We start from the raw sequence: 14012 nt of genomic DNA, 5'->3' as shown, positions 1-14012 counted from the left end.
CCACCGGGCAGCCGCGCGAGCGGCTGCCATTGGAGACACAGCCGCTCCCGACGATGGCGTCTGGCGTGCGCAGATGCGCAGGCCGGCGTTCAGCGTCGGGGGCGGCTGTGTTGTGGGCGTACAGGCGCTCGTGCGGCTGCGGGCAGGGGCGCGCGCGGATGCCGCCGGGTGCGCGGGCGGCTCAGTCGCCGGGTGCGCGGGCGGCTCAGTCGCCGGTGAGGACGACCGCCCGGCCGAGCACCTCGCCACGGTCGAGGGCCTCGTAGGTCTCCGGTGCCTCGGTCAGCGGCACCCGGCGGGAGATCATCCCGCCCAGGTCGAGTTTTCCGGCGGCCAGCAGTCGGATGAGCGCCGGCACGTCCTGCCGGGCGCGCGCGCCGTAGGAGCCCTTGATCTGGATCTTGCGACGCACGATGCGGGCCAGGTCCACGTCGAGCGCGGTGCCCGCGGGAGGAATGCCCACGACCACGACCCGCCCGCCCTCGCGGGCGATGTCGGTCGCCTGCCGGGTGGTGGCCGCCGACCCCAGCGCCTCGAAGGCGACGTCCACCCCGCGGCCGCCGGTGATCGCCATGACCGCCTCGGTCGCGTCCACCTCACGCGAATTGACGGTGTGTGTGGCACCCATGCGGCGGGCGAGGGCGAGCTTGTCGTCGTCCACATCGATCGCGATGACCGACTCCGCGCCACTGACCGCCGACAGCTGGACGATGTTCTGGCCGACCCCACCGACCGCCACCACCGCGACGGATTCCCCGGTCCGGACGTCGCCCACGTTGCGGACCGCGCCGTAGGCGGTGAACATCGAGCAGCCGAGGATGGCGGAATCGGTGAGGTCGAGCTGCTCGGGGAGGGCGAACACCGCGGTGGCGGGCGTGACGCTGTATTCGGCCAGTCCGCCCATCGAGTACATGGACAACGGTTCGCCGGAGGCCCGGTGCAGGCGCGTCTCGCCGTCGTACAGGGTGCCGCGCAGGCGGTTGTACTCGAAGAACGTGGAGCAGATGTCCTCCATGCCACGGGCGCAGTTCTCGCACGACCCGCACGGCATGATGAAGGAGCCGACCACCCGGTCGCCGGGCCGGACGTGGGTGACCTCGGCGCCGACCTCGGCGACGAGACCGGAGATCTCGTGGCCCAGGACCCCTGGCAGCGGGAAGCCGACCTCGCCCTTCATCACGTGCAGGTCCGTGTGACACACCCCGCAGGCGTGGTTGTGGACCAGGACTTCGCCGGCGCGCGGTTCCGGGATCGGGATGTCCTCGATCACCAGCGGGGACCCGGTCTCAACGCACACCGCAGCTCTCATGGGGCCGACTGTACGCAGCGTTCAGCGGCCGAGGAGCTCGTCCGAGATGATCCGCATCTGGATTTCGCTGGTGCCCTCGAAGATGCGGGTCAGCCGCGCATCGCGCCAGTGCCGCTCCACCTGGAAGTCCGTGGTGTAGCCGGCCCCGCCGTGGATCTGGACGCCCTGGGAGGTGACGCGCTCGGCCATCTCGGTCGCGACGAGTTTGCACATGGCGGCCTCGAGCGAGCAGCGGCGACCGGAATCGATGTCGGTGGCGACCGAGTACATGAGTTGTCGTGCGGCCTCGATGTCGGCCGCCATCTTGGCGATCTCGAACCGCAGGTACTGGAAGTCGGCGATCGGACGACCGAATTGCTCGCGTGCGTGCATGTACGCGATCGAGTCCTCGAGCGCGGCCCGGGCGAGGCCGATGGCGCGGGCGGCGGTGTGGGCCCGGCCCACCTCGAGGCCCGAGACGGCCATGTAGAAGCCCTTGCCCTCCTCGCCGAGCAGCGCGTCGGCGGGTAGACGGAACCCGTCGAAGGACAGTTCCCAGGTCTGCCATCCGAAGTAGCCGATCTTGCGAACGGGATTGCCGGTGATGCCGGGCGGGAACCCGCCCCGCTCCTTCTCGACGAGGAAGGTCGAGATGCCGCGGTGCGGCTTGGCGGGGTCGCGGGTCGGTTCGGTACGGGCGAACAGCACGAGGTAGTCCGCCTGGTCGGCGTACGTGCACCACATCTTGGTGCCGGTGACGACCCACTCGTCGCCGTCGCGGACCGCGCGGCACGAGATGTTGGCGACGTCCGAGCCCGCCTCGGCCTCCGAGAGCGCGTAGGCGCCGAGCCATTCGCCGCGGGCGACGCGGGGGAGTAGGCGCTTCTCCTGCTCCGGGGTGAACCCGCCGCCCATGCCGTTGCCGCGGGCGAGCAGCCCGGAGACGGAGAGCCACGCGCGGGAGAGTTCCTCGGCCACGAGGCAGTATTCGAACACTCCGAGGCCGAGACCTCCGTGCTCCTCGGGGATCATGATCCCGAAGAAACCCATGTCCGCCATCTTCTGCCGCAGGCCGTCGGGAATGTCGCCTTTCTCCGGGTCGAGTGCGTTGGCGACGGGCAGCACCTCCTTCATCGCGAACTCGCGGGCGAGGTCACGGATCGCGAGCCGCTCCTCGGTGAGGTAGGTGGGGGTGCCGGGACGGGCGACGGGCTTGTGGGTCATGGGTCCTCCCGGGTCGGGGCGTGAGAGTCCGGGTGTCGGGTGGGTCGGTTCACTCCCAGGTCAGGCGTTCGGTGTCCGCGCCGAGCTGCGGCGCCGGCCCGGTGGCCAGATGGTGGCCGTCGAACGTGGCGGGGTGAGCGGCGGCGAGATACTCGCCGACACCCGGTTGGACCAGGGGTGAGAAGAGCGGATTGGCGTCGAGGTCGCCCTCGGAGACCACCTCGTCGAACCTGCGGTAGCGCTCGTGGAGGACGACGGAGTCGGCGAGTGCCGCCGAGACCTGCTCGGTGGTGTGCGCGGCGAACCACCGGGCGAACAGCGCCGCGAGCACCTCCCGGTACTCGTAGCGGTCCCTGTCGGTGGAGAAGTCGGCACCGGTCGCGTTCTCGAGGGCCGCGACCGCCTCCTCGGTGCCGGTGAGGCGCGCAAGATCGCGGAAGTGCCGGGGGGTCAGCGCAACGAGCATGAACCGTCCCCCGTCCGAGGCCACCACGTCCGTACCGAAGGTGCCGTAGACGTAGTTGCCGACGGCGGGGCGGCTCGAGCCGTCGATCTGGGGTTCGGTGAGGTAGCCGAGGGTGCCGGCGGTGGCGAGCGCGACGTCGTCCAGCGGCAAGACGATGTGGCACCCCTCACCCGTCCGTTCCCGTCGGCGGACCGCCGCGACCACTGCGAGCGCGGCGTGCAACCCGGCCGCCACGTCCCAGGCGGGAAGCGCGTGGTTCACCACGGTGTCGGTCCCGGCGGGGCCGGTGATGGACGGGAAGCCCAGGGCGGCGTTGACCGTGTAGTCCACCCCGGGCCGACCGTCCCGCCGGCCGAGCAGTTCGAGGGTGATGACGTCCGGGCGGACCGCGGCCAGGATGTCGTGGGACAGCCACGAGCGCCCGGCCGAGTTGGTGACGAGGATGCCGCCGCCGTCCCCGTAGTCGGTCACCAGGTCGCGCAGGGCCCGCTGACCGTCCTCGGACCGTAGGTCGAGGGTGACCGACGCCTTGCCACGGTTGAGGCCCGTCCAATAGATCGAGGTCCCGTCGGAGGACGTAGGGAGGCGGTGGACGTCCGCGGCACCGCCGACGGGGTCGACGCGGATCACCTCTGCGCCGAGCTGGGCGAGGGTGAGCCCGCACAGGGGAGAGGCGACGAAGCTGGACAACTCGACGACCCGGAGGCCGGCCAGGGGACGGGAGGCGGTGGGCTCGGGCATCGGGACCTCCGAGGGTCGGCGGTGGCAGTCGGCCGCCGCGGGCGGGGACTGTTGTCACCGGAACTAATTGCTGATAATAATTGGAAGCATACAACGCGGGCCGACGGTCCGCATCCCGCATGCCGGAGGAAGGGCGACCCGATGAGCCAGCAGACGACAACGTCCACGTCCGAGGTGGATGCCGAGGACTTCGCGGACATCCTCGCCACCACGCGGGACTACGTCCGCACGGTCGTGGTGCCGCGCGAGCAGGAGATCGCCGATGCCGACGCGATCCCGGACGACATCCGGGCGGGGCTGGCCGAAATGGGACTGTTCGGCTACGCGATCCCGCAACAGTGGGGTGGGCTCGGCCTGAACCTGACCCAAGACGTGGAGCTGGCCATGGAGTTCGGCTACACCACGCTAGCCATGCGATCGCTGTTCGGTACCAACAACGGCATCGCCGGCCAGGTGCTCGTGGGCTTCGGCACCGACGAGCAGAAGGCCGAATGGCTGGAGCGGATCGCCTCCGGGGAGGTCATCGCCTCCTTCGCGCTCACCGAGGACGGCGCAGGCTCGAACCCGGCCGGACTGGCCACCAGGGCCGTCCGCGACGGCGACGACTGGGTGATCGACGGCAACAAGCGATTCATCACCAACGCCCCGATCGCGGGGTTGTTCGTGGTGTTCGCCCGCACCCGCCCGGCCGACGCGAACGGCACCGGGATCGCCGTGTTCCTCGTCCCCGCGGACGCGCCCGGTGTCGCGGTGGGACCCCGGGACAAGAAGATGGGCCAGGCGGGGGCCTGGACCGCCGAGGTGAGTTTCCAGGGCGTGCGGGTCCCGGCGTCGGCGCTCGTCGGGGGCGACGAGGACACGGGCTACCGGGCGGCCATGACGTCATTGGCCCGCGGCCGGGTCCACATCGCCGCGCTCGCGGTGGGGACGGCGCAGCGGGCGCTCGACGAGTCGGTGGCCTACGCCGCCGCCACCACCCAGGGGGGCCAGCCCATCGGGGGATTCCAACTGGTCCAGGCCATGCTCGCCGACCAACAGACCGGTGTCATGGCCGGTCGGGCACTCGTCCGCGAGGCCGCAGCCAAGTACGTCTCCGGTGAGGACCGCCGCCTCGCCCCGTCGGCCGCGAAGCTCTACTGCACCGAGATGGCCGGCAGGGTGGCTGACCTGGCGGTCCAGATCCACGGCGGGACCGGGTACATGCGCGGTGTCGCGGTCGAGCGCATCTACCGCGACATCCGGCTGCTGCGTCTCTACGAGGGCACCAGTGAGATCCAGCGACTCATCATCGGCGGCGGGTTGATGAAGGCGGCCGGCGCCGGAGTAGGGGCGCGATGACCGAGCCGGACGATCTGCCGCTGGCGGGCATCACCGTGGTGGCCGTCGAGCAGGCCGTCGCCGCGCCCCTGGCCACCCGGCACCTGGCAGACCTCGGCGCCCGGGTGATCAAGATCGAACGCCCGGGGGAGGGGGACTTCGCCCGGGCCTACGACGCCACCGTCCACGGCCAGGCGTCCCACTTCATCTGGCTCAACCGGGGCAAGGAGTCGATCGAACTCGACCTGGGCTCGGACCGGGGCCGGGAGGTCGCGCTCGCTCTGGCCGAGCGGGCGGACGTCGTGATCAGCAACCTGGCCCCCGGGGCGATGGACAGACTGGGCCTGGGGGCTACCGCACTCCGCGCGCGGAAGCACGACCTCGTCGTCGTCACCATCTCCGGGTACGGCGACGCCGGACCCTACACCCACCGCAAGGCCTACGACATGCTCGTCCAGGCCGAATCCGGGCTGTGCTCGGTCACCGGTACGCCGGAGACCGCCACCAAGACAGGGGTACCCGTCTCGGACATCGCGACTGGCATGTACGCGCTGTCGTCGATCGAGGCCGCCCTGTTCCGTCGCGAGCGGACCGGGCGCGGCGCGACCATCGAGGTGTCGATGTTCGAGGCCACGGCCGAGTGGATGGGCCACCCCATGTACATCCGGATGTACGCCGACCGGCAGGTAGGGCGGATGGGCTTGTCCCACGCCTCGATATGCCCCTACGACGCGTTCCCGACGCGTGACGGGCAGGTACTGATCGGCGTCCAGAACGACCGGGGGTGGGCCGCCTTGGTACGCGACGTGTTGGGCCGCCCGGATCTCGTCGACGACGAGAGGTACGCCACGAACATCGACCGCGTCGCCCGGAGAGCCGAAGTGGACGCGCTGATCGGGTCCCTGACCAGGGGGTTCGACTCGGTGGAGCTGGCCGATCTACTCGATGGGGCCGGCGTCCCGGCGGCCCGGCTTAACGACGTCGCCGAGTTGGTCGACCACCCGCAGCTCGATGCGCGCGACCGGTGGCGGGACGTGCAGACCCCCGGGGGCCCGGTCTGGGGACTGCTCCCGCCGATGACCTTTACCGATGTAGAGCTCCCGATGGGCGCGGTCCCCGCGCTCGGGGAGCACACCGACACGATCCTGGCGGAACTGGGCCTGCGCGGCCCGACACCGGACGGGACGAACGACAGCACACGAGAGGACACACATCATGGGATTGCTTGAGGGGAAGACCGCCGTGGTCACCGGGGCCGCACGCGGCATCGGACTGGAGATCGCGCGCACGTTCATCGAGAACGGCGCGCGGGTGGTGATCGGCGACATCGACGACGAGACCGGCGCCGCCGCCGTCGCCGAGCTCGGGGGCGAGGACAAGGCACGCTACGTCCGTTGTGACGTCCGCCACTCCGCTGCCGTCGAGGCGATGATCGACGTGGCCGAGGAGGCATTCGGTCCGATCGGGGTGTTCGTCAACAACGCGGGCGTCACCCGCGACGCCACCATGCGCAAGATGACCGAGGAGCAGTTCGACGACATCATCGCCATCCACCTCAAGGGCACCTGGAACGGAACGCGGGCGGCGGCCGGTCGGATGCGCGAGCACGGCGGCGGGGCGATCGTCAACGTCTCGTCGATCTCCGGGAAGGTCGGGCTCATGGGCCAGACCAACTATTCGGCGGCCAAGGCCGGCATCGTGGGCCTGACCAAGGCCGCCGCGAAGGAGGTCGCGTTCAAGGGGGTCCGCGTCAACGCCATCCAGCCGGGGCTCATCCGGACCGCCATGACGCTCGCCATGCCACAGCAGGTGTGGGACGAGAAGATGGCCGAGATCCCGATGGGGCGCGCCGCCGAGCCGAGCGAGGTCGCCCAGGTCGTGCTCTTCCTCGCCAGCGACATGTCGAGTTACATGACCGGCACCGTCCTGGAGATCACGGGCGGCAGGCATATCTGAGCCGCCGGCGACCTCGCGCGACGAGGGCCCCACCGCTTGGGTGGGGCCCTCTTCGCGTGTGGCGCACGTTCAGCCGTCGAGGTTCCAGCGGATGGGCCGCGAGAGCGCCGAGTGGTGTCGCTTCTCCAGGTAGGTGGCGTGCTCGCTGATGTGTGACGCCATGAGGTCCCGTGCGGCGTCGGGATCCCGGTCCGCGATGGCCCGGTAGATCTCGTCGTGCGCCGTGCAGGTGTGCTCGCGCTGGCGCCGCGGGTACTCCACGCCGAGGATCGACCCCGTGATGAGGCCGTTCATCGCGTCGAAGAGGTACCCGAACATGGGATTTCCCGAGCCCCAGGCGATGAGGTCGTGGAAGTGCTCGGAGGCGGCGTTGAAAGCGTCCGTGTCCGCGAGGTCGGTCCGGGTCGACTCGAGGTTCTCCCGCAGCCGCTCGAGCCTCTCGTCGTCGATCCGTTCGGCGGCGAGCGCCGCCATCGTCGGTTCGAGCGCGGTGCGGACCTCCATTATCGTGGAGAACGGCGCATCCTCGAACTGCAGGAGCAGGCTCAGGGTGGCGGCGAGGATCCCGCCGTCGGGCCGCTGCACGATCGGGCCACCGCCCGGACCGGGCTTGAGCATGATCACGCCCTGCAATTCCAGGTAACGCAGGCTCTCGCGGAGGGTGCCGCGGCCCACGCCGTACTCCTCGAGCATGAGGTGCTCGGGCGGTAGGCGGTCGCCGACCGTGTTGCCCCGGCGGGAGATGTCCTCCACGATCTGCTGGGCGACGAGCAGCGCCGTCTTCTTGGGTCGGCCGATGCCCGCGCGCGAACCGGCGGCACCGTTCGGTGAACTCATGACAACCATTATCCCGGACTCCGATCTCAGGGCATGAGGACGGTGTACGCCCAGTCGAGGACGGGGGAGTCGCCGTCCTCCCGGTGCGCGGTGACGAGTGAGCGCAGGTCGAGCGCGGTGCCGCCGCCCTGTAGCGCGGTCGCGGCGCCCACCACGACGTCGCTGCTCAGCGTGTCCCCCTCGCGGACCGGGCCGACGTGATCACACGCGTGCCACCCCAGAACCGTGAGCATCGCGGGGAGCGCCCGGGTCGCCTGTGCCAGGGCGAGGCCGATGGTGTGGCCGCCGTAGACGAGCCGACCGGAGCCCGAGATCCGGGCGTCGTGGTGGGTCTCGGCGATGTTCAGTGTGAGTCTGGCGAGCTCCGGCGCGCTCGTCACCACGTCCGCGCCGGTGCGCAGCACGGTCCCCTCGGCTGGGAGGGGGTCCCGGGCACCGGGGAGGGCGGAATGGTAGGCGTCGAGGTCCCAGCCCTCCGGCGCGGTCCACGGTCGCTCGCCCCCGGTGCCGATGGTGGAGAGATCGTCGGTGTGCGCGCAGGAGTCCGGGTCGACCCCCTCGGCGACGGGGAGCATGGCGCAGCGGTGGAAGTCGAGGACGGTGCGGCCGTCCTGGTCCGTGGTGGTCATGCGCAGGGCCGCGAGACCGGTCGCGGCGCGCCCCGGCTTGGGGCGGTTCGACTTCAGCCCCACCACCTCGGTGCGGGTGGTGAGCGTGTCGCCGATACGGGGTGCGGACAGCAGTCGCAGGCCGCGGTAGAAGAGGTTCGCCTTGACGTGATGGGTCACCACGGTCGACTGGCCGATCGCCACGTCGGTCACGAGTCCCGGGTGGGCGACCGTGCCGCCGGTGACGGCGTGCGCGAGGCGTCGGTCGAGCGGCAGGCGCAGACGGTCGCCGAGGATGGCCTGGTGGGTCGCCGCCAGTCCCTCGGTGAGGGTCACCGAGGGGGCGTCGTCGAAGACGCAACCGACCTCGAGCTCGTCGAAATAGGGGCCGCCCACCATGGTCGTCGGACCCGGGCGTGTGGTGTTCTCTGGCATGTCAGGCTCCTCCAGCCCTCGCGAGTGTCCGGCGCGCGGCGACCGCCACGGCTTCGTCGAGCATCATCCCGTCCAGACCCACCGCGCCGTGGCCGGAGTTCTCCGCCGCGGAAAGGGCGTCGAGCACCTCCCGGGCGCGGGCGAGCTCCTCGTCGGTGGGCGTGTACGCCTCGGTGACGGACGCGATCTGGCCGGGGTGGATGACCCATTTGCCGTCGAAGCCGAGCGCGGCGGTCCGGCCCGCGTCGGACCGCAGACGGTCGTCCGCGGATGTGTAGAGCGCGGGGCCGTCGATGGCCTGGATCCCCGCCGCGCGGGCCGCCACGAGCACCCGGTCCTGGACCGCGAGCCAGAGCTCGGGTGCGGCGCCCGGCGACCTTCCGAGCTCGGCCCCGAGGTCCGCGTACCCGAGGATCAGCCCCACCAGGCGACCGCCGGCGTCGGCCACCGCGTCCACGTCGCGCAGTCCCCGGGCCGTCTCCACGAGGGCCTGGATGACGAGCCCGTGAGCGCTCGCGATGTCGAGGATCCGCTCGACCTCCTCGAGATCGGAGGGCGAGTCGACCTTGGGGATGACGACGGAGGCCACCGTCGCGCCGAGTGCGGCCACGGCACGGAGGTCGTCGGCGAACCAGGGGGTCCCGGGGGCGTTGACGCGGACGGCGAGTGTGCCGGTCGGGCGGGGTGACAGGTCGCCGAGCGCCCGGCGGGCCTCGTCCTTGCGTGCGGGCGCGACCGCGTCCTCGAGGTCCACGACGACTTCGTCCGCGGGTGACGCCAGCGCCTTGGTGATTTTCTCCGGTGCGGAGCCGGGACAGACCAGGGTTGCGCGGCGGGGGGTGGGGGCGTGGTCGATCGGGTCCATGGGCTCACCCTACACAATTCCTGCGCATCATTATTGACTATTGCGTCGTCGGTGTGGAAGATGACAGGCGTGACCGTCGCCACCGCGACGGGCCGAGACGATGACGACGACGAGGTGTTCCCCGTGCCGGATCTGAACGATGAAGAGTCCTACCTGATCGCCACGGTGCGACAGTTCATCGACCGTGAGGTCAAGCCCTCGGTGCTCGAGACCGAACACGCGAACACCTACCCCGAGCGCTGGATCGAGCAGATGAAGCAGATCGGCATCTACGGACTGGCGGTTCCGGAGGAGTACGGCGGCATGCCCGTGTCGATGCCGTGCTACGTCCGGGTCACCGAGGAGCTGGCCCGCGGCTGGATGTCGTTGGCTGGTGCCATGGGCGGGCACACGGTGGTGGCCAAGCTGCTCACCGAGTTCGGGACCGAAGAGCAGAAGCACACCTACCTCCCCCGCCTGGCCACGGGCGAGATGCGAGCGACCATGGCGCTGACCGAGCCCGGCGGCGGTTCGGACCTCCAGAACATGGGCACGGTCGCTACCGCCGACGGTGACGATCTCGTCATCAACGGTGCCAAGACGTGGATCTCCAACGCCCGCCGGTCCGGTCTCATCGCCCTGCTGTGCAAGACCGATCCGTCGGCTACCCCGAAGCACAAGGGCATCTCGATCGTGCTGGTCGAACACGGCCCCGGACTGACCGTGTCCAAGGATCTGTCCAAGCTCGGGTACAAGGGCGTCGAGACCTGCGAGCTGTCCTTCGACGGCTACCGCACGCCGGCCACCCAGATCCTCGGGGGCATACCCGGCCGCGGTTTCGCGCAGATGATGAAGGGTCTGGAGACCGGTCGGATCCAGGTGGCCAGCCGCGCGCTCGGGGTGGCCGCCGCCGCGCTCGAGGACTCCCTCGCCTACGCCCAACAACGGGAGTCCTTCGGTCAGCCCATCTGGAAGCACCAGGCGATCGGCCACCACCTGGCCAACATGGCCACCAAGCTCACCGCCGCCCGGCAGCTCACCCTGTTCGCGGCGGAGAAGTTCGACGCCGGCCAGCGTTGCGACATGGAGGCGGGAATGGCCAAGCTCTACGCCTCCGAGGTGGGCATGGAGATCGCGCTCGATGCGGTGCGGATCCACGGCGGCTACGGCTACTCGACGGAGTACGACATCGAGCGGTACTTCCGCGACGCACCGCTCATGATCGTGGGCGAAGGGACCAACGAGATCCAGCGCAACGTGATCGCGTCGCAGCTGGTGCAGCGAGGAGGATTGGCATGAGGGTGTTCGAGGGACTCGACCAGGTCGAGGCCGCCGTCGGCGAGCACGTCGGATACAGCGAGTGGATGGAGATCACGCAGGAGCGGATCGACGCCTTCGCGGATGCGACCGGCGACCACCAGTGGATCCACGTCGACCCGGAGCGGGCCGCGCAAGGACCGTACGGCGCGACCATCGCTCACGGGTACCTCACCCTCTCGCTGATCCCGGTGCTCGGCAACGAGGTCGTGGAGATCACGGGCTTCCGGATGATGATCAACTACGGCACGGACAAGGTCCGCTTCCCGGCACCGGTGCCAGTCGGTTCGCGCATCCGCGCCGGCGTCGAGCTCGTCTCGCTCGAGCGCAAGGCCTCGGGCGTGCAGCTCATCAGTCGCGTGACTGTCGAGGTCGAGGGCGGCGACCGCCCGGCGGTCGTGGCCGACACGATCCGGATGATGGTGGAGTGACCCGATGACGCAGCTACGCAGGGCCGCGCTCGTCGCGCCCGTCCGCACCCCCGTCGGCCGCTTCGGCGGCGCCTTCAAGAGCCTCACCGCGGCCGACCTCGCCACCCCGGTCGTCAAGGAGGTGCTCTCCCGGTCCGGGGTGGATCCCGAGCGGGTCGACGAGGTGGTCCTGGGGCAGTCGTACGCCAACTCCGAGACCCCGTGCATCGGACGCTGGGTGGCGCTCGACGCAGACCTCCCGCTGTCGGTGTCCGGAATCCAGACCGACCGCCGCTGCGGCACCGGCCTGCAAGCCGTGGCCACCGCCTCGATGATGGTGCAGACCGGCGCCGCAGACGTCGTGGTGGCGGGCGGCGTGGAGTCGATGAGCTCCATCGAGCACTACTCCACCGGGGTCAGGTGGGGAACGCGCGCCGGTGGCGTGACCCTCTACGACCGTCTGGATCGCGGCCGTGAGCGGTCGCAGCCCGAATGGCGGTTCGGCCACATCAGCGGGATGATCGAGACCGCCGAGAACGTCGCCCGGGAGTGCGGGATCAGTCGTGAGGACGCCGACGGCCTCGCCGCCGAGAGTCACCGTCGCGCCCACGCCGCGTGGGAAGAAGGACGGTTCGACGACGAAGTGCTGTCCGTCGAGGTCCCCGGGCGCAAGGGTGAGGTCACCACTATCCACCGCGACGAGGGGATCCGCCCCGACTCGACACCTGAGTCCCTGGCGCGACTGCGTGCGGTCATGCCGGACGGGGTGACCACGGCGGGCAACGCCAGTCAGCAGAACGACGCCGCGTCCGCCATGCTCGTCGTCGCGGAGTACAAGCTCGACGAGCTCGGCCTGGAACCGATGGGCTACCTCACCGGGTGGGCCGCCGCCGGCTGCGCTCCGGCCACCATGGGCCTGGGTCCCGTGGCAGCGGTCGAGAAGCTCTTCGCCCGGACCGGACTCGGGTTCGACGATCTCGACCTGGTCGAGCTCAACGAGGCATTCGCCTGCCAGGTTCTGGGCGTGCTCTCGCAGTGGGGCTGGGACGATCAGGACAAGCTCAACGTCAACGGGTCGGGCATCTCGCTCGGCCACCCGATCGGCGCGACCGGGGCCCGGATGACCACGTCGGCCCTGCACGAGCTGCGCCGCCGAGGTGGGGGCAAGGCCCTCGTGACGATGTGCATCGGCGGTGGCCAAGGTATGGCCGCCGTCATCGAGAGCGCCTGACAGGACAAGAGGACCGAGATGAGTAACACCAGTTTCCGAGGTGCGCAGGCGCTCGCCGAGGTCGTGATCTGCGAACCCGTCCGAACGCCGGTCGGCCGACGACACGGGGTGCTCGCCGGGCTCCAGGCCGCGGACCTCGCGGCCGCGGCGATCCGTGGTCTCGTCGACCGGACCGGACTCGGCTCCGACGATGTGGACGACGTGATCCTGGGTCAGTGCTACCCCAACGGTGAGGCGCCGGCGATCGGCCGGGTCGCCGCGCTGGACGCCGGCCTCGACATCACCACGCCCGGCATCCAGATCGACCGCCGCTGCGGATCGGGTCTACAGGCCGTGCTCAACGCGGCGATGCAGGTCGCCGTCGGCGCGAGCGACGTGGTGATCGCCGGTGGCGCCGAGTCGATGTCGAACAGTGAGTTCTACTCCCTGGGTCTGCGCGGCGGGGTCCGCGGCGACCGGGTCGAGTTCATCGACCGCATCGCCCGCGGCCGGGTGACCTCCGGCGGCCGCGACCACCCGGTGGCGGGCGGCATGCTCGAGACCGCCGAGAACCTCCGCGCGGAGTACTCGATCTCCCGGACGGAGCAGGATGAACTGGCGGCCGAGAGCCAGCGGCGCGCGGCCGCCGCGCAGGACTCGGGGGTGTTCGACGAGGAGATCGTGCCGGTGCAGGTCCCTCAGCGGAAGGGAGAGCTCGTCGTCGTCGACACCGACGAACACCCCCGGCGAGGCGTCACGGCCGACTCCCTCGCCGCACTGCGCCCCGTCCGCCTCCGCGTCGACCCCGACGCGACGGTGACGGCCGGCAACGCGTCGGGAGAGAACGACGGCGCGGCGGTGTGCGTGGTGACCACCCGCAGTCGCGCGGAGGAGCTGGGGCTGCGCGCCTACGTCCGTCCGCTCGGCTGGGCGGTGACCGGCGTCCACCCCGCGCGGATGGGCATCGGCCCCGTCCCCGCGACGGCCCGGTTACTCCGGCAACTCGACCTGCGGCTGGCGGACTTCGACCTCATCGAACTCAACGAGGCGTTCGCCGCGCAGGTGCTCGCGTGCCTGCGGGAATGGGAGTCGGACCACGGGTTCACCGCCGCCGATCGCGAGCGGCTCAACGTCCACGGTTCCGGGATCTCGCTCGGGCATCCCGTCGGGGCCACCGGTACACGCATCCTCACCACCATGGCGCGCGAACTGGCGCGCCGGGAGGGCCGGCTCGCCCTGGAGACGATGTGCCTCGGCGGTGGGCAGGGGCTGGCCGCGGCGTTCGAGCGGGTGGCGTAACGGGTCACCTGATAGTTCACCCAGACTTAACTACAGGGATGTGATTCGGGCGTAGCGTCA

The 14012-nt window shown here is 70.5% G+C and carries 13 protein-coding genes; 7 read left to right on the top strand and 6 right to left on the bottom strand.

What is annotated here, in order from left to right:
- Positions 1-205: 205 nt before the first annotated feature.
- The 3 genes from VZF99_RS09790 to VZF99_RS09780 are packed head-to-tail and all read right to left on the bottom strand — an operon-like array spanning position 206 to position 3719.
- Positions 206-1309: a zinc-binding dehydrogenase gene (locus VZF99_RS09790; protein WP_407334634.1), complete on the bottom strand. Its 1104-nt coding sequence runs from the start codon at positions 1307-1309 to the stop codon at positions 206-208.
- A gap of 21 nt (positions 1310-1330) precedes the next feature.
- Complete coding sequence (locus VZF99_RS09785) at positions 1331-2512, bottom strand: acyl-CoA dehydrogenase family protein (RefSeq protein ID WP_407334633.1); 1182 nt, start codon at positions 2510-2512, stop codon at positions 1331-1333.
- Between the two features lie 49 nt (positions 2513-2561).
- Positions 2562-3719 carry a CoA transferase gene (locus VZF99_RS09780; RefSeq protein WP_120283751.1) on the bottom strand — a complete coding sequence of 386 codons (1158 nt, stop codon included), beginning with the start codon at positions 3717-3719 and terminating at the stop codon, positions 2562-2564.
- 141 nt (positions 3720-3860) lie between these two features.
- On the opposite strand from VZF99_RS09780, the gene VZF99_RS09775 reads away from it, so the two are divergent.
- From VZF99_RS09775 to fabG, 3 genes are read left to right on the top strand one after another with little or no spacing between them, the layout of a single operon-like run.
- Complete coding sequence (locus VZF99_RS09775; protein WP_407334632.1) at positions 3861-5057, top strand: acyl-CoA dehydrogenase family protein; 1197 nt, start codon at positions 3861-3863, stop codon at positions 5055-5057.
- Positions 5054-6265 carry a CaiB/BaiF CoA transferase family protein gene (locus VZF99_RS09770; RefSeq protein WP_407334631.1) on the top strand — a complete coding sequence of 404 codons (1212 nt, stop codon included), beginning with the start codon at positions 5054-5056 and terminating at the stop codon, positions 6263-6265. The genes VZF99_RS09775 and VZF99_RS09770 overlap by 4 nt, the downstream gene beginning before the upstream one ends.
- Positions 6252-6992, top strand: a complete 741-nt coding sequence (gene fabG, locus VZF99_RS09765; RefSeq protein ID WP_407334630.1) for a 3-oxoacyl-ACP reductase FabG — start codon at positions 6252-6254, stop codon at positions 6990-6992. The genes VZF99_RS09770 and fabG overlap by 14 nt, the downstream gene beginning before the upstream one ends.
- Before the next feature lie 69 nt (positions 6993-7061).
- Here fabG and VZF99_RS09760 read toward each other — a convergent pair whose 3' ends face one another.
- The 3 genes from VZF99_RS09760 to VZF99_RS09750 are packed head-to-tail and all read right to left on the bottom strand — an operon-like array spanning position 7062 to position 9737.
- A complete protein-coding gene (locus VZF99_RS09760) occupies positions 7062-7829 on the bottom strand; it encodes a FadR/GntR family transcriptional regulator (RefSeq protein WP_120284366.1) in 768 nt (255 codons plus the stop codon).
- 26 nt (positions 7830-7855) lie between these two features.
- Positions 7856-8872 carry an acyl dehydratase gene (locus VZF99_RS09755; protein ID WP_407334629.1) on the bottom strand — a complete coding sequence of 339 codons (1017 nt, stop codon included), beginning with the start codon at positions 8870-8872 and terminating at the stop codon, positions 7856-7858.
- 1 nt (position 8873) lies between these two features.
- Positions 8874-9737 (bottom strand): HpcH/HpaI aldolase/citrate lyase family protein, encoded by an 864-nt coding sequence (locus VZF99_RS09750; protein WP_407334628.1) that lies wholly within the window; start codon positions 9735-9737, stop codon positions 8874-8876.
- Between the two features lie 123 nt (positions 9738-9860).
- Between VZF99_RS09750 and VZF99_RS09745 the strand changes: the two genes are divergently transcribed.
- From VZF99_RS09745 to VZF99_RS09730, 4 genes are read left to right on the top strand one after another with little or no spacing between them, the layout of a single operon-like run.
- The gene (locus VZF99_RS09745; RefSeq protein WP_120284364.1) at positions 9861-11015 is read left to right on the top strand and encodes an acyl-CoA dehydrogenase family protein; all 1155 of its coding nucleotides are present in this window, start codon (positions 9861-9863) and stop codon (positions 11013-11015) included.
- Positions 11012-11464: a MaoC family dehydratase gene (locus VZF99_RS09740; RefSeq protein ID WP_120283741.1), complete on the top strand. Its 453-nt coding sequence runs from the start codon at positions 11012-11014 to the stop codon at positions 11462-11464. Before VZF99_RS09745 ends, VZF99_RS09740 begins: the two co-directional genes overlap by 4 nt.
- A gap of 4 nt (positions 11465-11468) precedes the next feature.
- A complete protein-coding gene (locus VZF99_RS09735; RefSeq protein WP_407334627.1) occupies positions 11469-12674 on the top strand; it encodes an acetyl-CoA C-acetyltransferase in 1206 nt (401 codons plus the stop codon).
- A gap of 18 nt (positions 12675-12692) precedes the next feature.
- On the top strand, positions 12693-13952 hold the full coding sequence (locus tag VZF99_RS09730) for an acetyl-CoA C-acetyltransferase (RefSeq protein WP_120283737.1): 1260 nt from the start codon (positions 12693-12695) through the stop codon (positions 13950-13952).
- Positions 13953-14012 lie beyond the last annotated feature (60 nt).

Source organism: Dietzia kunjamensis (genome assembly GCF_045689975.1).
Lineage (GTDB): Bacteria > Actinomycetota > Actinomycetes > Mycobacteriales > Mycobacteriaceae > Dietzia > Dietzia kunjamensis.
The sequence above is the reverse complement of the archived record's forward strand: the minus strand, read 5'-3'. Positions and strand labels throughout refer to the sequence as shown.